The sequence below is a fragment of the Comamonas sp. SY3 genome (assembly GCF_041730275.1).
Taxonomy (GTDB): domain Bacteria; phylum Pseudomonadota; class Gammaproteobacteria; order Burkholderiales; family Burkholderiaceae_C; genus Comamonas; species Comamonas sediminis.
The window spans coordinates 21042-40964 of record NZ_JBGTYN010000024.1; the positions used below are offsets into that span (position 1 = coordinate 21042).

A 19923-nucleotide genomic window follows, 5' to 3' on the forward strand; every position below is an offset into this window, starting at 1 on the left:
TAATTAGAACCACATAACAAATATTGAATAAAAATCTTTCCTCTCATTTGGATTCATTATGAAACTGATAAAAATTATCTCCTTTCGTCATCTTCTTTTCCTTTGACGATCGAACTCATCCTACCTGACTAGCACCTATCCTGAGAAAAGATTTATACTGTATGCATACACAGTACTCTACAGCCCCTACATCTTGATGCGAGCCCCATGATCCTCCCAGTGGCGGGAAGCACTGTGCGCGCCGGCTTCCCAAGCCCTGCAGATGACTGGAGCCAGGAACGAATCGACCTTGCCAAGCTCCTGATACCTCATCCCGCCTGCACATTCCTGGTCAAGTCGGGCGGACTAACGATGAAGGACGCGGGCATCGATGATGGCGACCTTCTGGTGGTCGACCGCTACATGAAGCCTGAGCACAAGTCGATCGTGGTGGCGGTGCTGGACAACGACTTCACCGTCAAATATCTCTTCAAGCGCGGTGGCCGGATCAAGCTGCAGGCAGCCAACCCTACCCTCCCTGACACCAGCATCGGCGACGAGCAGACGCTTGAGATCTGGGGCGTTGTCACCTGCAGCATCAAGCGCTTCGTCAAGGTGTAAACATGTATGCACTGGTCGATGGGAACAACTTCTATGTGAGCTGCGAGAGGGTGTTTCGCCCAGCGCTCAACCGCTGCCCCGTGGTGGTGCTCAGGAACAATGACGGCTGCGCTAATTGGGGCCGTTTGGGGGATCGGCAAGTGAATTAGCAACGACTTGAACGCGGCGAGCATAGCCAATGTCTGGCAGCTCACTCAGGCCGACCTGGGCACCATACGTCGACGCTGGTCGGTGGTCCTGGAGCGCACCGTGCGCGAGCTGCGCGGCGAAAGTTGCATCGCCCTCGAGGATGCCCCCCCTAAGAAAATGATTGCCTGCACCAGGTCATTTGGCCAGCCGGTGGAGGACCTTGGCCCCTTGATCGAGGCGGTGAGCGAGTATGCCAGCCGTGCGGCCGAGAAGCTAAGGCGTCAGCGCGGCCTGGCTGGCCAGGTACAGGTGTTTGCACATACCAGCCCCTTCAGGCCAGGCCCACGCTTCAGCCGCTCCATCGTCGTTCCGCTGCTGCAGCCGACAGCTGACACTGCGTTGATTGTCCGCAGCGCGGTCGACGGCCTGCGCCGTATTTAAGAAGAGGGATATGAGCTGATCAAGGCCGGAGTGATCCTGCTCGACATCAGCGACGGCACCATTCAGCAAAATGAGCTGGACCTGGGCGAGGCCTCCAAGGATCGCAGCGCCCTCTATGGTGCGTTGGACAAGATCAATTTGCGCTACGTGCGCGGCACCCTGCACCTGGCTTCCACCGGCCTAGAGCCAGGCAGTGCGCGCTGGGGCATGAAGCAAGAGCGGCGCACTCCGAAATACACCACCAACGTCACTGAAATTCCGGTTGCACGGTGTTAATAAAAGAGGCTGAATCAATGCTGCCTGAATCGCCTCACTTTTTCCTCTCCATTTTTAGAGCTTGTGCTCTTTCAGCACGTAATCGCCGTATATGGTCATTGTATTGTGGCGGTATCATCGCGTATTCACCCCATCGAGGTCGGACACAGAATCCCAGGCCATAGTCAAATACCTGCCCCCAAAACAATACAAAAACTCCTTCAGTATCTCTATTAAAACCTCGCCTTTGAAGCTGCTGAATATGGCATACCAACGTAAAATCCTTTATATATGGCCCTGATTTAAGCAATATATCATCTTGATTAACTCTGAAAGAAACTCGCTTTACTTCACCAAAATATAGCTTTTTCTCATCATCCTCACCAGCGATTTCAAAAACATCCCTAATTTGGTCCATTAACTTAGAGGGGAAATTTTGACCCGGGAACTGGTAGTATTTTTGAAGGTTTTGATCAAAGTTTCTACAGATACTCATGATCGTTCGATTGCGACCTGGAACATAAAATTCATCGCCTACGTGTCGCGCGATTGGAACTCTTGTTTCTGGACCCTCAGGATCTTCGACATGCCCTTGCGCATAAGGCAATGCGCGCTCATTCGCCACTTGCGGCTCCTCCGCAAAGCCTGAGAACACTACAAGGTCGCCTCGGGCTATAGCTTCCCGGGCGACCTCTTCATTGTTAAAAAGTTCTCCTTGGATATACGGAGTACGCCTCTCACAGGGAACATTCAAATAACTAGGAATATGGGCAAAGAATGCACGCTTATTATTTCTAGTTCGTTCGCGCTCTAATGGCCGACGAGTTATTGGAGTAAAGCAATTAGGACAAAAAATGTGATTTGCCATAACCGCATCGAAGTCCAGCGCATAGACCTTCTCTGCATCTCTTTCTAGCGTTGCCTCATCCCCGCCCTCATATTTCCAACCCCTCAAATACAGAGCATATTCAATCAGTGGTTTAGCCATTCCCCCTCCAATTTAAAAGGCCAAGAAATTCCTTGCAGGACAGGCAAGAATACCACTTTATAGCACGACAAGAGGAAAACTCGATGTTCGCGACTCACCTCAGGTGCAAGTTTAGTTGTTGATTTTGGGCTTTAACCCCGGCGCACTGGATGGCATAAGATCGTAGGTATTCGAGCTTGTCGGCGTCTTCTTTGACGCTGTCTCGGAGATCCAGAACAGCGATTCCAGTATCTGCGTCGAGCGAGATGGTTGCATCGCCCACGCTGCCGGCGCCGACATCGAGGCGCCCTCCACCGCCACTCGCGTCGGCGGCGCAGGCGGCACGCTTGGTGACGATGCGCACCCCGCAAGTGCCATTGCCAACGCACTTGCGCAGGCGATCAGCTTCCAGCTTCTCTGCATCTCTCTCCTGTCAGTTTGGTGTCGACGGCCGCAAGTGCGGCCTGGTTGAGATCAGTTGCCCGCTGCTCCAGGCGCGCTACCTCACGGGCGGCCGTGGCCTGCTCGCCCAGCTGCACCGCGCGGCGCTGCTGGATCTGCGCAATGACCGCGTCCATGTCCTGCAGCTGGCTGTCAGTGCGCCAGGCGTGCAAGGTCCAGCCACCCGCTAGGCCCGCCAGCGCGATGGCTGCGGCCGCAAGAAAGGTGCGCTCCAGGGTCATGATGTGAGCACCTCAGCAATGGCGCCGGCCACCCGGTGCATGTTGCTCTGCAGCTGCACCAGGTCAGCCTGGTTGCTGATGAAGCACAACTCAGCGATCAGGCCGCCTGCCGTGACAAAGCCCAGCTTGCCGCGTGCGCTGGCCGACTGCTCGATATAGCCCGCATCACCACGCACCCGCAAGCTCAGGACGGCCGACACGGCAAAGCTGATGCGCTGAGCCAGGCCCCGGTGCTTAGGCAGTGCAATCGTCTCCACTCCCGTGGCTTGGGGGTTGGTCGATGCGTTCAGGTGAATCTCCAGCCTGCGACAGTGATCGCTTCTGAGGAGGCTGGAGCGTTATCAACTATTGAGCCCCTGCAGACACGCCCGCCGCCAGCGGCGATCGTATCCCCCTTGGGCTCACCAGTCACGATCATCCGCGTTGCGCTCGACCCGAGCCTGGCCAACTGGGGCGGTATGACGGGCAACATCTATCGCGACCTGGGCGCCAAGGGCTACGAGGTGGCCATGCCCCACCCCAAGCGCGGCACCAAGAAATTCGTCAAGTTCGCAGCCGACCAGGTGCAGGAGGTAACCCATGTCTAAAGCTCACGATCCAGGTACCGAGGATTCCTCAGCAGGTGACCTGGCAACCGAATCAGTGTTGATAGAGGGTGTGGCCTACACCATCCCCAAAGTTGTCGCTCTGGAACTTCTGCGGCTCAACATCGAACTGAAGCAATGGGCAAAGGTGCAGGCCGAGCCGGTGCACCCCGACGACGCGGCCGTGTATGCCCTGGCTGCCAAGATGAAGGCCAAGCTCGCAAAGCAGCGCGCCAAAGGCTATGGCGGATGGGACACGTCGGAATGCTCACAGCAGCGCCTGTCGGCCATGCTGCGCGGAACACGCTACCAAGGGCGACCCGGTGGATGTGGCGAACTTCTGCGCGTTCCTGGCGGCGCGTGGCGAAGGGATCCAGGCAGAGGTGCAGGCCGGGCCGGCGCAATCCACCACTTTGACCGCGATCACTGCAGCTGTTTGCCACCGAGTGGCTGAGCTGGACGACCGAGACAGCCCGGCAATTTGGCCCGAGGCCATGCTGGTTACCAAGGATGAGCTGCAGATGATCCTGATCGAGGAGCTTGCGGCAACTGCACGACCACTGCCAGCACCCCAGGCCCAGCCCGCTCATGCGCTGGATGCTAAGCGGCATAGCTGAAGGAGGAAAAATGATTGGCGATCAACCTACCGGCCACATTGAGGGCGTCCAGATCACGGCGGTGAGTCATGAGGGCCTTACGGTGATGGTCAATGGAAAACCAGCCCGCTTGGCCATCATCACTGAGGATGGCCAGATCATCGCAGCGGGCGCCGATGTTGCGCGTGAGGCGGAGGCCGTGGCAGTGAACAGCTACCGCAATATGCGCAAAGGCATGGGTTTCCTCCGAGTTTTAAGCAACCCAATTAAGGCGGCAACTTAAAACTATGACTCTAACAAACCTGTAGTCTAGGGATGCTTAAGGGCATCAACGCTGGTGCACAACCTTACTTACCAGGATGAATTTCAAAACACACAGAGCTGCTAATTCAACGTAGTAGCTTTTGCTTAATCATCCACCCAGCTCGCTATCAGCAGCATAGATGGACTGGAACTGGGCAATGTCGTAGAAACTAATGATGACCGCCATCATCCACGTACGCTAGTTAAGCCAAATTGAGAAGTCCAGTGGGAGCGAGGGCCTCAGCAACGTGATTGCAATCGCGTAACCGACACTTGTAAGGTCAACTTCATAAAGCTTATTGGCAGCAAAGTTTTCCATCAGTATGCTAAAAGATGGGCAATAGAACTTCAAGACATTTTTGAGTTCGTCCACTGATTTCACGTCAAGACGGTTACCGTAGGCCTCATAGAGATTTTCATAGATATCACCCCCTCTGAATGAATTAACAGTGACCGTTCCTGCATATTGCAAGTGAAGCTTTTGCGGCAATGAAAGACCGAACCCAGGTTGAGCAATAGGAAGCGCGCTCCTCCCCATATGCTCAAGCATGGCGAACGAGGGAAATACAAGAGAAACGTATCGGGAAATGAGCACGTAAGCGAGGAATGCAAGTTGTGACTTCGACAATTTAGGCACCACTGTGACCGCCTCGCCCAGCACCGTATCTAGAAACGGGGTGTTGTCCTCCATCCTGTGTACCAACAGTCTCGACAAGACTTCAGGACTGGCTGCTTCCCCTTTGCGCGCGCAAGCCTTGACCGCATCGTTCATCGTCGCCTGAACATCGGGGTCGGTGAATTTTTCCACCAGCACCTTCACAGCCTCTTTCTGCAAATCCTCCGAAATCTTCAACGCAAACTCGCGGACATTTTCCTCTGCTTTTACTCGCGCAGCCTCCTGCAAGCGAGGGAAATTGTTCTCCATAAAAAACGCGCACGCGGTTTGGACATCAGCAAGCGAAAGCCCATGGTAATGGATGTCGCGACCCGCTTGGAGAGCAGTCGAGTTTTCGCCAACTGTTTGATCTTGCGACTTGCCAAGCACTGTCACTTTTTCCCCACCTTGATTCTTCCAGTCGTGATGTCGCGCCCAGCTTGGATACCAACTCCACCACTTCCCACCTGCTGGTTCTGCCCGGGCGCGCTGTCGCGCCCCAAGAAGAACGATGCCAGCAAGGCGGCAAACGCTGCCGCAACACTGGCATATGAGTCCCATCCAGGCTTGCTAGCAGCCCAAATGATGCTAGCTATCAACGCGAGTAGAAATGCACCGATTGTCAATTTACGCAGCATGGTTGTTAATCAGTATATATAGGATGTGCTGCGGGCAGCCCAAACTGACGAACCCCACCTTGGGGGTTCGGTTGGCGTCGAGCGTCGCAGTGGCAGCGTGGGTATCGGTATTCATTTTTCTTGCAGGGGAACCTGGCAACTAATCTGGGCGGTATTTTAAAGCAGGCGCCCTGACAGGCTCCGCCCCTGGGGTATAGACCCGCAGGCGTGGGCGCTACAGCAACAAAAACCGCCATCTACCGAAACTTCCGGTAGATGGCGGTTGATCACAGGGCAGGTTGGCGGGAATTGCACCCGTATCCGCATGCCTAGCTGCTTGATGGCAGCACGGCAGCCGACGCTTTAGATGGCCTGCTTCAAGGCCGCTTGATCCCAAAAGCCGTCAGCATCTGCTCCGTCTGCTTTTGCATCTGCTCCTGCATCTGCTGGAAGAACTGCTGCGACTGGGCCTGGTAGTTGCTCGCATCGGGCATACCTGGCACGCCGGGCATCGGCATGCCCAAAAAGTTGCGCCACATCTCGGGCGTGGCACCCTTCATCTGGTCGGCAAAGCGGCCTTGCATCTCCGTGAACAGCTGCACATTGCGCTCCAGGTAGGAGCCCATGAAGCCCTGCATCGCATGGCCGTAGAAGCGGATGATGTTGACCAGCATGGCCTCGGTGAACATTGGCGCGCCGCCGGCTTCCTCATCGAGAATGATCTGCAGCAGAATGCTGCGCGTCAGGTCCTCGCCGGTCTTGGCGTCCTTGACGACGATGGGCTCGTTCTGCATGACCAGCGCCTTGACCTCGGCCAAGGTGATGTAGGCAGAGGTCTGGGTGTCGTACAGACGGCGGTTGGGGTATTTCTTGACGACGCGCTCGGACGCGGTAGCTGTTCCTGGGGTGTTTTCCGGCACGCGGATCTCCTGTGTCTCTCGCCAACGGCGGGCGTTATGGGAATACCGACCATCCTAGTCTCTGGGACGGCGGTTTTTACCTCTAAGGCAATTTTTAGATTGTAGTGACGGCGGAGGCCTGTTGCGCTGCAGCACTTACCCTAAGAACCTGTTCTAAGAGGCGCCCGCCCGGCCCTTGAGCCAGTTGCCAAAGGCCTGCAGCGCAGGCTGGGCGGGCATGGGCTCGGTCGCCAGCGGGGTCATCCAGTAATAGGCGCGGCTGCCTTTCAACGGCAGCTCGCAGGCAACCACCAGCTCGCCCCGGGCCAGCTCATCCTCGATCAGCATCGGCGGAATCAGCGCCACCCCCATGCCCGCTGCTGCGGCCACAGCCAACATCGAGAACAGCTCATAGCGCGGGCCATCGAGCGCATGGGGGGCAGGCACACCGGCAGCATCAAACCACTTGCGCCAACCATCGGGCCGGGTGCTTTGCTGCAGCAGCGGCAGCTGCGCCAGCACCTGGGGCGATACGGTCAGGTAGGCTCGGCCGCGCCCGCGCTGGGTGGCGCCTTCCAACAGGCGCGGGCTGCAGACCGGCACGATCACCTCGTCCATCAACCAGGTCGCCTGTGTACCCGGCCATTGGCGCGCCTGCTCGGCAGTACCGGCATAGATGGCGGCATCGACCAGGCGCTCGGCAAACGCAAAGGGCCGGGTCTGCACATCGATATGCACGACCACGCCGGGATGCTGCTGCAAAAACTGCGGCAGGCGCGGCAGCAGCCAGCGGGTCGCAAAGGTGGGCACGGCCGCAATGCTGATCGCGCCGCCTGCGCCCTGGTGGGCCATGATGTCCAGCGTGCCGCGCTCAATGCCCTGCAGCCACTGCGCCACCTGATGGCTGTACTGGTGGCCCGCAGGCGTCAGCACCATGCCGTGGCGCGAGCGCTTGAACAGCTGCACGCCCAGCTGCTCTTCCAGCGCAATGATCTGGCGCGAGACGGCGCTTTGCGTCAGCGCCAGCTCCTGGGCGGCGCGGGTGTAGCTCTCGTGGCGGGCGGCGGCCTCAAAACAGGCCAGTGCCTGGGTCGAGGGAATCATTCGGCGCATATCTTGTCTCCGATGTGACGCATGGCATCAATGCATCTTTCTCTGGCACTACCAGTGCATGCGTTTTTATAAATGCGTAGATCGCATATCTGGATGATAAACAATCGTTTGCCCCGCTGCTAGCGCGGGTCTACCATGGCGGCTGTTTTGGCAGGGCAGCGCATCAACGTGCGGCCCCCGCCTTCCAATAAGCGAATACCGATCCAAGGAGCAGACATGGCGCAATTCACCTGGGAAGATCCCTTCCACCTCGACGAACAACTGACCGAAGACGAGCGCATGATCCGCGACGCGGCCCGTGCCTATTGCCGCGACAAGCTGGCACCGCGCGTGCAGGAAATGTTCCGCAAGGAATCGGTGGACACGAGCATCTTCCGTGAGATGGGCGAGCTGGGCCTGCTGGGCCCCACCATCCCGACCGAATACGGCGGTGCTGGCCTCAACTATGTGAGCTACGGCCTGGTGGCACGCGAGATCGAGTACATCGACTCGGGCTACCGCTCGATGGCCTCGGTGCAGTCCTCGCTGGTGATGGTGCCGATCAACGAGTTCGGCACCGAAGCGCAAAAGCAAAAGTACCTGCCCAAGCTGGCATCGGGCGAGTTCATCGGCTGCTTTGGCCTGACCGAGCCTGACCACGGCTCCGACCCTGGCAGCATGGCCACCCGCGCCTACAAGGTGGACGGCGGCTACAAGCTCAAGGGCAGCAAGATGTGGATCACCAACAGCCCCATCGCCGATGTGTTCGTGGTCTGGGCCAAGGAAGTCTCCGAAGGCGGTGCCGTCGGCCAGATCCGTGGCTTTGTGCTGGAAAAGGGCATGAAGGGCCTGTCGGCTCCTGCGATCCACGGCAAGGTGGGCCTGCGTGCCTCGATCACCGGCGAAATCGTCATGGACGACGTGTTTGTGCCCGAAGAAAACGCCTTCCCCGAAGTGCGTGGCTTGAAGGGTCCCTTCACCTGCCTGAACAGCGCCCGCTTTGGCATTGCCTGGGGTGCGATGGGTGCGGCCGAGTTCTGCTGGCACACCGCGCGCCAGTACACGATGGACCGCAAGCAGTTTGGCCGCCCGCTGGCTGCCAACCAGCTGATCCAGAAAAAGCTGGCCGACATGCAGACCGAAATCACGCTGGGCCTGCAAGCGGCGCTGCGCGTGGGCCGCATGAAGGACGAGCACCAGAACGTCATCGAGATCACGTCGCTGATCAAGCGCAACAACTGCGGCAAGTCGCTGGACATTGCCCGCCTGGCCCGCGACATGATGGGCGGCAACGGCATCAGCGACGAGTTCGGTGTGGCGCGCCACCTGGTCAACCTGGAAGTGGTGAACACCTACGAAGGCACGCATGATGTGCACGCGCTGATCCTGGGCCGCGCCCAGACCGGCATCGCCGCGTTCGCCAACTAGGAACGGCCCGAGCCCCATCGCATGCAGCGCCCGCTGCATGCCTGCCCACAACCCACTTCACCGCAGGCGCTGCGTGGGTGGGTTGTGGTGTTTTGTGATCGCTTAACCACCCCCTTGCCGGATGCGAATGGCGCCGCCCTGAGGCCGCACGTACCATCGGCGAGTTTTGCAGAAATTTCTTGCTGCAGCGCCTGTTGCACATGCATGGGCAGCTATCGAATTTGGAGACACCATGACCGCACCCATCGCGCCGCTGGACGGCATCAAAGTTCTGGATCTGTCGCGGGTGCTGGCCGGCCCCTGGTGCGCGCAGATGCTCGGTGACCTGGGCGCCGAGGTGATCAAGGTCGAGCGGCCCGAGGCCGGTGACGACACGCGCCACTGGGGCCCTCCCTACCTGCACACCGATGACGGCACCAAGACCGAGCAGGCCAGCTACTACACCTGCTGCAACCGCAACAAGCGCAGCATCACCATCGACATGGCCTCGCCCCAGGGCCAGGCGCTGATCGTCGAGCTGGCCAAGGATGCCGACATCCTCGTCGAGAATTTCAAGGTCGGTGGCCTCAAGGCCTATGGCCTGGACTATGAAAGCCTGCGCACGATCAACCCGCGCCTAATCTACTGTTCGGTCACCGGCTTTGGCCAGACCGGCCCCTACGCCCCGCGCGCCGGCTACGACCTGATGGTGCAGGCGATGAGCGGCATGATGAGCATCACCGGCCACCCTGATGGCGAGCCCGGTGGCGGCCCGCTCAAGGTCGGCGTCGCAGTCACCGATGTGTTCACCGGTATTTATTCCTGCTGCTCGATCCTGGCCGCGCTGCAGGCACGCCACCGGACCGGCGAAGGCCAGCACATCGACATGGCGCTGCTGGATGTGGGCATGGCCGTGCTGGCCAACCAGGCCGTGGGCTACCTGAATGCAGACGATATTCCGCAGCGCGCAGGCAATATCCACCCCAGCGTGGGCCCCTACCAGGATTTCCCCAGCAAGGACGGCAATGTGCTGCTGGCCATTGGCAACGACGGCCAGTTCGCGCGCTTTTGCGCCGCCACCGGCAACGAGGCCTGGGCACAGGACCCGCGCTTTACCCGCAACTCGGGCCGCATCATCCACCGCAAGGATTTGCAGGAACTGATGTACCCGTTGATGAAAACCCGCACCACCGCCGAATGGATTGCGCTGCTCGAAGACAAGGCCGTCCCCTGCGGCCCCATCAACAACATCGCCCAGGCCTTTGACGATGCGCAGGTGATTGCACGCGGCCTGCATGTGCAGATCCCGCGCGATGCCGGCGACCAGATCGGTACGATCAGCACCGTCGCCAGCCCCATGCGGCTGACCGCTACGCCGCCTGTGGTGCGCCGCCCGCCGCCCGCGATGGGCCAGCACACCGACGAGATCCTGGCCGAGCTGGGCCGCTCGCCCGCGCAGATTGCGCAGCTGCACAGCGAAGGCGTGGTCTGACGCTGGGGCTCTTGCTTCCATACACCAAGGGCCGCAACGCGGCCCTTTTTTCATCCATAGAGAGGCTCAGTCAAACAGACCCAGGCTGATGCCGTCGCCCAGCGCTGCACCCTCCCATTCCAGCATTTGCAGCTTGGTGCGCGTGCCGCCATCGGCTGAGAAGCCGCCGCGCGCGCCATGCGCCGCCAAGATGCGGTGGCAGGGCACGACGGGTGCAAAAGGGTTGCCCCCCAGCGCCTGGCCTACCGCACGGGCCATCCCCTTGCCACCCAAGTCGTCGGCAAGCTCACCATAGCTGCGCGTCTGCCCCGGCTCAATGGCAAGTGCCAGCTGGTAGACCGCACGCGAAAAATCCGGCACCCCATGCCAGTCGAGCACCACATCATCGAGCAGCGGCAAACCGCTGTGCGCGGACCAGCGGTTCAGGGTCAGCAGGCTGCGCAGGTCGCCCAGCACGGGGGCAGGTGCATCCGGCCAGCGCGCGCTGCCCTCCGGTTCACTGGTCTCCTGGCGCCCGGCCAGCAGCCACTGCACGCCGGCCACCGCCTGCAAAGCCTGGGCACTCAGATCACCGGGCGCCTGGGCCTGTGGCCACAAGCCCTCGCGGCGCTGGCGGGCATGCTCCAGCAGGCGCATCTGTGTAGCCTCCAGGCTGGGCTCGGGCAGCCGCAGCGCGACAACGGCTTGCGCACCCCAGGCAATGCCACAAACACCCAGGCGGGTGCGGAACAAGGCATGGCCCGTTTGCGCAGCATTCCAGGCATCGCCGGGCAGGGAGCGGGAAGAAAGCGGCTCAGTGTTCATGCCCCGCATCTTGCCCCCACCATGCCGACCCCGCAAGCCGCAGTGCCACTGTCAGCCTTTGCCGCCCAAGCCGCGCGGCCCCTCGGGCTGACAGGACAATCAAGCCCGTGTTCCCCGATAAGAAGATCCCCATGACCGACACCCTGCAAGCCCAGCACGCCGCCATCATGCGCGAGGTGCTGGACAGCGCCCACCGCAACCGCCATCTGCACAAAGGCCGCCCCTTTGGCGCAGCGATTGCCGATGATGCGGGCCGCATTCTGGGCCGGGGCGTGAACACCATCAGCCAGACGCAGGACATGACCGGCCACGCCGAGATGGAAGCCATCCGCGACTGCTGCCGCCAGCGCCAGCTGCCGCATCTGCAGGGGCTGACGGTGTATGCCTCCGGCCACCCCTGCCCCATGTGCCTGGCAGCAATAGTGGCGGGCCAGGCCAAGCAGGTGTTTTTTGCGTTTGACAATGCCGATGCGGCGCCCTTCGGGCTGTCGAGCGAAGGCGTCTACCAGCGCCTGGGCTTGCAGCTGCAACCGCCGCCACTGCCCATTCACCGGCTGAATCTGGGCATCAGCGCAGCGCAGCTCTATGGCGATGCGCCCTGGCCCAGCGCGGGCTGACAAGCGCCTTACCTGGCCTTCGCGCTTTGCGCTGGCTTTACGTCTGCCCCTTATGATCGGGCAGCTATTTTTGGCGGCCATGCCGCCCTTCCCTCCGCTTGCATGACCCCGCCTTCTGCCCCGCCCCCTGCCGTTGACCGCCAAGCACTGCGCTGGATTGCTGCGCTGTTTGTACTGGTCATGGCCAGCCGCCTGCTGGCCTCGCACGGCGTGTCCTGGGACCAGAACGAGCAGCTGGTCTGGTCCCAGCAACTGGCGCTGGGCTATGGGCCCCAGCCGCCGCTCTACACCTGGCTGCAATGGGGCCTGGTGGGGGTGCTGGGCCCGAGCACCCTGGCCGTGGTGCTGCTGAAAAACAGCCTGATCGCGCTGAGCTTTGTCTTTATGCTGCTGGCCGCACGCCAGGTGCTGCCCGCGCGCCAGGCCTGGCTGGCCGCTGCCGGCATGACCTGGCTGCCCGGCATTGCCTGGCAGTTGCTGCGCGACCAGACCCATACGGTGATGCTGACCTGCGCCATCTGCGCCACCTGGTGGTTGCTGCTGCGCCAGTTGCGCCAGCCGCGCCCGCTGGGCTTTGTCTACCTGGGCCTCGTCGTCGCCTGGGGCATGCTGTCCAAGTACAGCTACCTGCTGGTCGCCATCACCCTGCTGCTGGCCTGCCTGAGCATGGCCAGCACGCGCCGCGCACTGTTGTCGCGCGGCTGGTGGCTCACGCCGCTGATCAGCATCGCGCTGGTCGCCCCCCATGCCTGGTGGGTGCTGGAGCACTGGCAAGCGGCCAGCGGCGCCACCCTGGACAAGCTGCACCCGGCAGAGACCAGCTCCTACCTCAGCGGCCTGGCCCACGGCCTGCGGGATCTGCTGGCCTTTTTGCTGCTGGCGGTGCTGCCCTTGCTGCTGATGGCGCGCTGGACCAGTGGTCGCTTTTGGCAACAGCCCGCTGCTGCCACCGGCGCTGTCAATCACAGCCCCACGCCTGACTGGCTGGTGCCGCTGCTGCGCCGCTATATGGCGCTGGTGGCGGGCGCGCTGGTGCTGATGGCGCTGGCAGGTGCGGCCAAGTTCGATGGCCGCTGGATCCAGCCGCTGCTGCTCATTTTTCCGCTCTACATGCTGGCCCGCTGGCCGGCACTGGCCCAGTCGGACACAAGCCGCCGGCGCTATCTGCTGGCCTGCCTGGGCATGCTGGTGCTGGTCTGGTCGCTGGCGTTGCTGGCGCCGCTGCGCGATGCCAAGCGCGGCAAGGGCGACCGCCTCAACTGGCAGCTGGACCTGATTGCCACCACCTTGCGCCAGGCCGGCTACCAAGGCCAGGGCATGGTGCTGGCCGAGCACCACACCACCGGCGGCGTGATGCGCATTCTGTTCCCCCAGGCCAAGATCGTGGTCTGCGATGCAGACGAACCGGGCTTCCATATGGACTGCGCCTGGCAGGCCGCTGAAAGCGCCCGCCGCGAGCACCTGCCCTGGCTGCAGATCTCCACCGAGGACCCGGCGCCCGATGCCTGGTGGTGGGCCGCCTGGCCCGTCGATGCGATGCTACAGGTGCAAGAGGCCGAGCTGCCCTACCGCTGGACCGATCCGGCACGTGCGCAGATGCAGATGAACTTTGTGGTGTCTCCGGCGGGCAGATAAACAGCGCACGGCGCCACTAAGATCTGGCCATTTCCCTCGCCGCCCAGACCATGACCGACACCGCCGCCACCGCCCAAGAGCACTGGATCGGCCTGCCCCCACAGGGCCGGCTGTATGCCAAAACCTGGACCCCGGGCACCACGCACAAAGCGCCACTGGTGCTGCTGCATGACTCGCTGGGTTCAGTCGCGCTGTGGCGCGATTTTCCGGCGCAGCTGGCCCAGGCCACGGGACGGCAGGTGATCGCCTATGACCGCCTGGGCTTTGGCCAATCGGATGCGCGCACAGACAGGCTATCAACGCAGTTTGTGGCTGAAGAGGCGGAGCTTTACTTCCCCATTGTGCGCCAGCATCTGGGCCTGGATCGCTTTGCGTTGCTGGGCCACAGTGTGGGCGGCGGCATGGGCATTGCGATAGCCGCCGGCGCGGGCCAGGCCTGCACGGCGCTGGTAACCATCGCCGCCCAGGCCTTTGTCGAAGACCGCACGCGGGCGGGCATTGCCGAGGCCCGCGCGCTGTTCCAGGACGCTGCGCAATTGGAACGCCTGGCCAAATACCACGGCAGCAAGGCACGCTGGGTCGTGGATGCCTGGACGGAGACCTGGCTCAGCCCCGCGTTTAGCGATTGGAACGTGGACGCCTGGCTGCCCCGTCTGCAATGCCCTCTGCTCGCCATCCATGGTGGGCGGGATGAATACGGCAGCACCGCGCACCCTGAGCGCATTGCCCGCCAGGCCGGTGCCGGTGGCCAGACCGAGATCATCGCCGGCGCCCACCATGTGCCGCACCGCGAAATGGCCGAGCAGGTGCTCGGCCGGGTGCGTGCTTTTCTGGCGCAGGCCGGCTAGACCTGCGTTTCGTTTTTAATTAATAGGCGACCGTGAAGCGGGCCTTGCTGTGCAGATGCTGCTCCAGCGCATCGACCAGGGCCACCGCCAAATCCGCGGCCGAGATATCGCCAGGGCTGCCCTCGGCCTGCCACAGCGGCTCATCCTTGCCGGTGCGGTACTGGCCGGTGCGGCCCTGGCTTTGCGCGGCTGATCCCCCATGGAAGCCGACCGGCGGGCTCAGCACGGTCCAGTCCAGCGCGGTCTCTTTTTGCAGCGCGCTGTACATGTCGCGGGCTGCACTGGCGCCGGGCTTGATGGCGGCGGGGAACTCGGGCGAATCCACCAGCTGCTGGCCGTTCACATACAGGCTGCCTGCGCCGCCCACCACCAGGTAGCGGGCCACACCGGCTGCGCGGGTGCCGGCCTCGATGGCCTGCGAGCCCTTGAGAAAATCCTCGTAGATATTCGGGTTGGTCCAGCCTGCGTTGTAGGCCGACAGCACGGCATCGCTGCCGGTGGCCGCCTTTTGCACCACGGCCGCATCCATCACATCCCCCTGCAGCACTTGCAGATGCGGGCGGGGCGCCAGCTTGGCGGGGTCGCGCACCAGGGCCACCACCTCGTGGCCACGCTGCAGCAATTCATCAAGCAGTGCAGCGCCTACAAAACCGGTCGATCCAATCAGTGTGACTTTCATCGTATTTCCTTCGCATGGACAAAGGCGGGCAGCCCCTGCGCCACGCCAAGACCCCACTGTATGCCGGTCGAGCGGCATTGATAATCCCTCCCATCCAAGCATTTCTTTGAAGCTGTGCTTCATAATCAGCCGATGGAAGACCTCAAGCGCATGGCTATTTTTGCGACCGTGGTCGAGCAAGGCTCGATGACGGCCGCCGCACGCCTGCTGGGCATGAGTGCCTCGGCCGTCAGCCAGCAGGTGCGGCATCTGGAGGCCCAGGCGGGCCTGCCGCTGATGCACCGCACCACGCGCAGGCTCAGCCTGTCCGATGCCGGGCAGCGCTTTTATGCACAGTGCGCAGTGATGCTGCAGGCCGCACGCCAGGCCCGCGCCGAGCTCGATGCCGAGCGCGACGAGCCAGTGGGCGAGCTGCGCATTGCCGCCGTGCTGGGCCTGGCCGCACCTCTGGGCCGGGCGCTGGCTCCGTTGCTGCACGCCCACCCGCAGCTGCGGCTGCAACTGCTGCTCGATGAATCGCACAGCGACCTGGTAGCAGAGCGGGTGGACATCGCCATCCGCCTGGGCGAGCTGCCCGACTCCCACTGGGTGGCCCGCCCGCTGGGCACCTTGCCCTGGTGGATATGCGCCGCCCCCGCGCTGGCACAAGGCAGGCCGGTGCCACAACACCCGCAGGCCTTGCAGGCCTGGCCCTGGATGGCGCGCAACATCGGCAAGACCACCAGCGCCAGCATGCAGCTGCAGCACCGCCACAGCGGCGAGGTGGTCATGCTGCACACGGCGCCACGCATCATCAGCAACCAGCAGTACGCGCTGCAGCAGCTGTGCAGCGAGGGGCTGGGCCTGGCGCGGCTGTTTTCGCTCGAAGTGGCCGACCAGGTGCGCAGCGGCCAGCTGCTGCGCCTGCTGCCCGACTGGGACTGCGGCAGCCTGCGCATCTCCGCCCTCACCCCCGAGCGCCAGGCGCTGCCTGCGCGGGTGCGGCTGGCGCTGGCCACCTTGCAGGCCCACTTTGCGCCGCTGGCGCTGTCCTGAAGCGCGTTGCCTGGCCGCCCCAAGCGGGCGCTTGCACCTTCGCTGTTGCCTAAAAAGAACGTGAGGGGCAGCGGTGGTTTTGGCAAATACGCAAGAATCCTCCTTTGGTGGTCGGTGTACTGCCTGGATCCCTATCGCTGCGCGCACCCCGCGCGGCCTATTAAACCGCCGTGTATCCGGACGGCGGTAGATTAACGAACGGAAGCTTTATGACCCACTCTACCGCTCGCCGCTCGGCGCTGCGTGGCCTGTCGCTGGCCGCGCTCACCCTCTCCAGCCTGGCAAGCTTCAGTGCCCATGCAGACACCCCGGCGGTGCTGCGCGTATCTGCCATCCCCGACGAGGCACCCACGGAGCTTCAGCGCAAGTTCAAGCCGCTGGGCGAGTACCTGTCGCAGGCGACGGGCATGAAGGTGGTGTTCACGCCGGTGTCCGACTATGCGGCGGTGGTTGAATCCCTCGCCACCAGGAAGCTGGACCTGGCCTGGCTGGGCGGCTTTACCTATGTGCAGGCAAAGATCCGCACCAATGGCACGGCCATCCCGATCGTGCAGCGCGCCGAAGATGCGGTGTTCACCAGCAAGTTCATCACGGCCGACCCCAGCATCCAGACCCTGGCCGACCTCAAGGGCAAGACCTTCGCGTTTGGCGCGCCTTCGTCCACCTCGGGCAGCCTGATGCCGCGCTACTTTCTGCTGCAGGACGGCCTGAACCCGGAAAAGGACTTCAAGACCGTGGCCTACTCGGGCGCGCATGATGCCACCGTGGCCTTTGTGGCGGCCGGCAAGGCCGAGGCCGGTGTGCTCAATACGTCGGTATGGGACAAACTGGTCGAGACCAAGAAGGTGGACACCAGCAAGGTGCGCGTGTTTGCCACCACCCCCACCTATTTCGACTACAACTGGACCGTGCGCGGCGACCTGGACCCGGCCATCATCAAGAAGCTGACCGACGCCTTCCTGGCCTTGGACCCGTCCAAGCCCGAGCACAAGGCGATCATGGATTTGCAGCGCGCCTCCAAGTTCATCCCGACCAAGCCCGAAAACTACGCTGGCACCGAAGCGGCCGCCAAGTCCGCCGGCCTGCTCAAGTAACGGGCCGCCGGGCATGGGCACTGCTGCAGCGCCCATGCCGCCTGCCTCTGCTGCACTTTTCCAGCATTTGATCCATGAGCTTTGTGCTTGACGATGTGGGCCTGACCCACGCCAATGGTTTTGTCGCACTCGCGGGCATTCGCCTGGCGGCGGCCCAGGGCGAGAGCATTGCGCTGATCGGCCCTTCCGGCGCGGGCAAGACCTCGCTGCTGACGGCCATTGGCACGGCCCATCTGCCCAGCAGCGGCCGCATGCAGGTGCTCGGCCAGGCCTTGCCGGCGGCGCCTGCCACCCCCTCCGCGCGCGAGCTCAAAGCGCTGCGCAGCCTGATTGGCACCGTGCACCAGAGCGCGCCCATTGCGCTGCGCCAGCGTGTGGTCACCGCCGTGCTGGCCGGCCGCCTGGGCCAGTGGCCGCTGTGGAAGGCGCTGGCATCGCTGGCCTACCCGCAAGACATCGCCGGCGCCCGCGAGGCCCTGGTCCGTGTACAGCTGGAAGACAAGCTCTTTGCGCGCTGCGACCAGCTCTCCGGCGGCCAGCTGCAGCGCGTGGGTATTGCCCGGGTGCTCTACCAGCAGGCCCGGCTGATTCTGGCCGATGAGCCGGTCTCCGCGCTCGACCCTGCGCTGTCGCTGGCCACCGTGCAGCTGCTGGTGCAGGAAGCGGCTGCGCGCCAGGCCACCTTGGTGGCCAGCCTGCATGCGGTGGACCTGGCCCTCCGCTGCTTTGCACGCATTGTCGGCATCCGCGGTGGCCGGATTGCCTTTGACCTGCCCGCTGCACAGGTGAGCCAGGCACAGCTCCAGGCCCTGTATGCCCATGCCGATGGCAGTGCGGCCGTATTGCCCACGCTGGGCAGCATGGGCAGCGCCACGCCGCAAGTGCTGTCCAGCCCGGCAGCTGAAGTGATCACATGCCGCTGATGCCTGCCGCTGCCAACGACGCACAGCGCCGCGACCCTGCCGCCCGTGGCCGGCTCATCGCGCTGCTGCTGGCGCTGGTGGTGTTGTGGCCGATGCTGCAGACCTCGGGCTTCTCGCTGGCGCCGTTTTTTGACAGCAACAACCTCCAGGTCGTCGGTGGTTTTCTGGCCCAGTTTCTGCCGCCAGAGACCAGCCAGGAGTTTCTGGCCTACCTGGGCCAGGCCAGCCTGGAGACCCTGGCCATTGCCACCGCCGGCATGGCGCTGGCGCTGCTGCTGGCGCTGCCGCTGTCCTACCTGGCGAGCGGCGCTGCGCGCGAGAAAGTCAGCCTCAACCCCCTTACCCGCGGCGTGCTGACCATTCTGCGCGGCGTGCCCGAGCTGGTTTGGGCGCTGGTGTTTGTGCGGGTGTTTGGCCTGGGCCCCGCCGCTGGCGTGCTGGCCCTGGGCCTGACCTATGGCGGCATGCTGGCCAAGGTGTATGCCGAGATTCTGGAATCCACCGACCCGGCCCCCGCCCGCGCCTTGCGCGCCAGTGGCGCAGGGCGCCTGCAGGCCCTGCTCTACGGCAGCCTGCCGCAAGCGGCGCGTGAGCTGACCTCGTACACCGTCTACCGCTGGGAATGCGCGATCCGCGCCTCGGTGGTGATGGGCTTTGTGGGCGCGGGTGGCCTGGGCCAGCTGATGGACCAGGCGATGAAGATGCTCAATGGCGGCGAGGTCGCCAGCATCTTGCTGGCCTTCATGCTGCTCGTGGCGCTGGCCGATCTGCTGTCCTGGTGGCTGCGCCGCGCGCTCGATACGCCGCCAGCGGCCCGTGCGCTGCCTTTTGGCTGGCGCAGCGCGGCCATGCTGCTGCTCGGCGGCATTGGCCTGTGGGCCAGCTTCTGGCTGCTCGGCATTGACTGGTCCGCGCTGTTCAGCCGCGATGCGCTGCGATCGATGGGCAGCTTCGTGGCCGGTTTTTTCTCGCCCGACCTGAGTGCCGCCTGGCTGCGCAAAGTGGCCCAAGGGTTGTGGGAGACCCTGGCCATCTCCGTCATCGGCAGCCTGCTGGCGGCCATGGCCGGGCTGCTGCTGGCCTTGCCGCGCTGGCGCGCACCCTGGAACGCGCTGCTCAACCTGCTGCGCTCGGTGCCCGAGCTGGTCTGGGCGACGATCACCGTGCTGGCGGTGGGCCTGGGCCCGTTTGCCGGCGCGCTGGCGCTGGCCTTGCACACGGCCGGGGTGCTGGGCCGGCTCTATGCCGAGGCCTTGCAGAATACGCCTACCGCTCCCGCCCGGGCGCTGCGCCTGGCCGGCAGCAGCCGCCTGCTGGCCTTTTGCTACGGCACGCTGCCAGCGGCCGCGCCGCAGTTGCTGGCCTACACCCTCTACCGCTGGGAGATGAACATCCGCATGGCGGCCATCCTCGGCTTTGTCGGCGCTGGTGGCCTGGGCCAGCTGCTGTATGTCGAACTCTCGCTGTTCCACTACGCGCAGGCCAGCACCGTCATCATTGCCATGCTGCTGCTGAGCATGGCGGTGGACTGGAGCAGTGCTGCGCTGCGCCGCGCGATGCGCTGACCC

At 63.0% G+C, this 19923-nt stretch carries 24 protein-coding genes; 15 read left to right on the forward strand and 9 right to left on the reverse strand.

Going from position 1 to position 19923, the window contains the following annotated elements; all coding sequences use genetic code 11:
* The first annotated feature begins 207 nt into the window (after positions 1-207).
* The 3 genes from ACCQ08_RS21780 (at position 208) to ACCQ08_RS21790 (ending at position 1446) form a co-directional block, all read left to right on the forward strand.
* Positions 208-600, forward strand: coding sequence for a LexA family protein (locus tag ACCQ08_RS21780; protein WP_373450974.1), 393 nt, complete (start codon positions 208-210; stop codon positions 598-600).
* Between the two features lie 156 nt (positions 601-756).
* On the forward strand, positions 757-1170 hold the full coding sequence (locus ACCQ08_RS21785) for a hypothetical protein (protein ID WP_373450975.1): 414 nt from the start codon (positions 757-759) through the stop codon (positions 1168-1170).
* Between the two features lie 30 nt (positions 1171-1200).
* The gene (locus ACCQ08_RS21790) at positions 1201-1446 is read left to right on the forward strand and encodes a DUF4113 domain-containing protein (protein WP_373450976.1); all 246 of its coding nucleotides are present in this window, start codon (positions 1201-1203) and stop codon (positions 1444-1446) included.
* A 34-nt stretch (positions 1447-1480) separates the two neighbouring features.
* Here ACCQ08_RS21790 and ACCQ08_RS21795 read toward each other — a convergent pair whose 3' ends face one another.
* The 4 genes from ACCQ08_RS21795 to ACCQ08_RS21810 form a co-directional block, all read right to left on the reverse strand.
* On the reverse strand, positions 1481-2413 hold the full coding sequence (locus ACCQ08_RS21795; RefSeq protein WP_373450977.1) for a hypothetical protein: 933 nt from the start codon (positions 2411-2413) through the stop codon (positions 1481-1483).
* Positions 2414-2507: 94 nt separating this feature from the next.
* Positions 2508-2756, reverse strand: a complete 249-nt coding sequence (locus tag ACCQ08_RS21800; protein WP_373450978.1) for a hypothetical protein — start codon at positions 2754-2756, stop codon at positions 2508-2510.
* Positions 2757-2793: 37 nt separating this feature from the next.
* Positions 2794-3075 (reverse strand): hypothetical protein, encoded by a 282-nt coding sequence (locus ACCQ08_RS21805; RefSeq protein WP_373450979.1) that lies wholly within the window; start codon positions 3073-3075, stop codon positions 2794-2796.
* The gene (locus ACCQ08_RS21810; protein WP_373451004.1) at positions 3072-3377 is read right to left on the reverse strand and encodes an N-acetylmuramoyl-L-alanine amidase; all 306 of its coding nucleotides are present in this window, start codon (positions 3375-3377) and stop codon (positions 3072-3074) included. Before ACCQ08_RS21810 ends, ACCQ08_RS21805 begins: the two co-directional genes overlap by 4 nt.
* A gap of 93 nt (positions 3378-3470) precedes the next feature.
* On the opposite strand from ACCQ08_RS21810, the gene ACCQ08_RS21815 reads away from it, so the two are divergent.
* From ACCQ08_RS21815 to ACCQ08_RS21825, 3 genes are all read left to right on the forward strand, one after another.
* Positions 3471-3662: a hypothetical protein gene (locus ACCQ08_RS21815; RefSeq protein ID WP_373450980.1), complete on the forward strand. Its 192-nt coding sequence runs from the start codon at positions 3471-3473 to the stop codon at positions 3660-3662.
* Complete coding sequence (locus ACCQ08_RS21820) at positions 3655-4113, forward strand: hypothetical protein (RefSeq protein ID WP_373450981.1); 459 nt, start codon at positions 3655-3657, stop codon at positions 4111-4113. Before ACCQ08_RS21815 ends, ACCQ08_RS21820 begins: the two co-directional genes overlap by 8 nt.
* Before the next feature lie 173 nt (positions 4114-4286).
* Positions 4287-4538: a hypothetical protein gene (locus tag ACCQ08_RS21825; protein WP_373450982.1), complete on the forward strand. Its 252-nt coding sequence runs from the start codon at positions 4287-4289 to the stop codon at positions 4536-4538.
* A gap of 219 nt (positions 4539-4757) precedes the next feature.
* On the opposite strand, the gene ACCQ08_RS21830 is transcribed toward ACCQ08_RS21825, so the two are convergent.
* The 3 genes from ACCQ08_RS21830 to ACCQ08_RS21840 form a co-directional block, all read right to left on the reverse strand.
* A complete protein-coding gene (locus ACCQ08_RS21830) occupies positions 4758-5774 on the reverse strand; it encodes an LPO_1073/Vpar_1526 family protein (protein ID WP_373450983.1) in 1017 nt (338 codons plus the stop codon).
* Between the two features lie 433 nt (positions 5775-6207).
* Positions 6208-6750: a polyhydroxyalkanoate synthesis repressor PhaR gene (gene phaR / locus ACCQ08_RS21835; protein WP_021026964.1), complete on the reverse strand. Its 543-nt coding sequence runs from the start codon at positions 6748-6750 to the stop codon at positions 6208-6210.
* A gap of 153 nt (positions 6751-6903) precedes the next feature.
* The gene (locus tag ACCQ08_RS21840) at positions 6904-7842 is read right to left on the reverse strand and encodes a LysR substrate-binding domain-containing protein (protein ID WP_312530717.1); all 939 of its coding nucleotides are present in this window, start codon (positions 7840-7842) and stop codon (positions 6904-6906) included.
* 216 nt (positions 7843-8058) lie between these two features.
* Between ACCQ08_RS21840 and ACCQ08_RS21845 the strand changes: the two genes are divergently transcribed.
* Positions 8059-9249, forward strand: coding sequence for an acyl-CoA dehydrogenase (locus tag ACCQ08_RS21845; protein WP_021026966.1), 1191 nt, complete (start codon positions 8059-8061; stop codon positions 9247-9249).
* A 232-nt stretch (positions 9250-9481) separates the two neighbouring features.
* On the forward strand, positions 9482-10720 hold the full coding sequence (locus tag ACCQ08_RS21850; protein ID WP_373450984.1) for a CaiB/BaiF CoA transferase family protein: 1239 nt from the start codon (positions 9482-9484) through the stop codon (positions 10718-10720).
* Positions 10721-10786: 66 nt separating this feature from the next.
* Here the strand turns inward: ACCQ08_RS21850 and ACCQ08_RS21855 are convergent, their stop codons facing one another.
* On the reverse strand, positions 10787-11524 hold the full coding sequence (locus ACCQ08_RS21855) for a methylated-DNA--[protein]-cysteine S-methyltransferase (protein WP_373450985.1): 738 nt from the start codon (positions 11522-11524) through the stop codon (positions 10787-10789).
* Between the two features lie 131 nt (positions 11525-11655).
* Here ACCQ08_RS21855 and ACCQ08_RS21860 point away from each other — a divergent pair, with 131 nt between their 5' ends.
* The 3 genes from ACCQ08_RS21860 to ACCQ08_RS21870 all read left to right on the forward strand — a co-directional run bounded on the left by ACCQ08_RS21860 (position 11656) and on the right by ACCQ08_RS21870 (position 14624).
* Positions 11656-12141 carry a nucleoside deaminase gene (locus ACCQ08_RS21860; RefSeq protein ID WP_373450986.1) on the forward strand — a complete coding sequence of 162 codons (486 nt, stop codon included), beginning with the start codon at positions 11656-11658 and terminating at the stop codon, positions 12139-12141.
* A 102-nt stretch (positions 12142-12243) separates the two neighbouring features.
* Entirely contained in the window at positions 12244-13776 is a 1533-nt protein-coding gene (locus ACCQ08_RS21865) for a glycosyltransferase family 39 protein (protein WP_373450987.1), read from the forward strand.
* Between the two features lie 50 nt (positions 13777-13826).
* Positions 13827-14624: an alpha/beta fold hydrolase gene (locus ACCQ08_RS21870; protein ID WP_373450988.1), complete on the forward strand. Its 798-nt coding sequence runs from the start codon at positions 13827-13829 to the stop codon at positions 14622-14624.
* Positions 14625-14643: 19 nt separating this feature from the next.
* Here the strand turns inward: ACCQ08_RS21870 and ACCQ08_RS21875 are convergent, their stop codons facing one another.
* The gene (locus tag ACCQ08_RS21875; protein ID WP_373450989.1) at positions 14644-15303 is read right to left on the reverse strand and encodes an NAD(P)-dependent oxidoreductase; all 660 of its coding nucleotides are present in this window, start codon (positions 15301-15303) and stop codon (positions 14644-14646) included.
* 132 nt (positions 15304-15435) lie between these two features.
* Between ACCQ08_RS21875 and ACCQ08_RS21880 the strand changes: the two genes are divergently transcribed.
* The 4 genes from ACCQ08_RS21880 to phnE all read left to right on the forward strand — a co-directional run bounded on the left by ACCQ08_RS21880 (position 15436) and on the right by phnE (position 19920).
* Positions 15436-16338, forward strand: a complete 903-nt coding sequence (locus ACCQ08_RS21880) for a LysR family transcriptional regulator (protein WP_239808986.1) — start codon at positions 15436-15438, stop codon at positions 16336-16338.
* 209 nt (positions 16339-16547) lie between these two features.
* A complete protein-coding gene (locus ACCQ08_RS21885) occupies positions 16548-17432 on the forward strand; it encodes a putative selenate ABC transporter substrate-binding protein (RefSeq protein ID WP_373450990.1) in 885 nt (294 codons plus the stop codon).
* Positions 17433-17506: 74 nt separating this feature from the next.
* A complete protein-coding gene (locus ACCQ08_RS21890; protein ID WP_373450991.1) occupies positions 17507-18355 on the forward strand; it encodes a phosphonate ABC transporter ATP-binding protein in 849 nt (282 codons plus the stop codon).
* On the forward strand, positions 18346-19920 hold the full coding sequence (phnE, locus tag ACCQ08_RS21895; RefSeq protein ID WP_373450992.1) for a phosphonate ABC transporter, permease protein PhnE: 1575 nt from the start codon (positions 18346-18348) through the stop codon (positions 19918-19920). The genes ACCQ08_RS21890 and phnE overlap by 10 nt, the downstream gene beginning before the upstream one ends.
* The last annotated feature ends 3 nt before the right edge of the window (positions 19921-19923 follow it).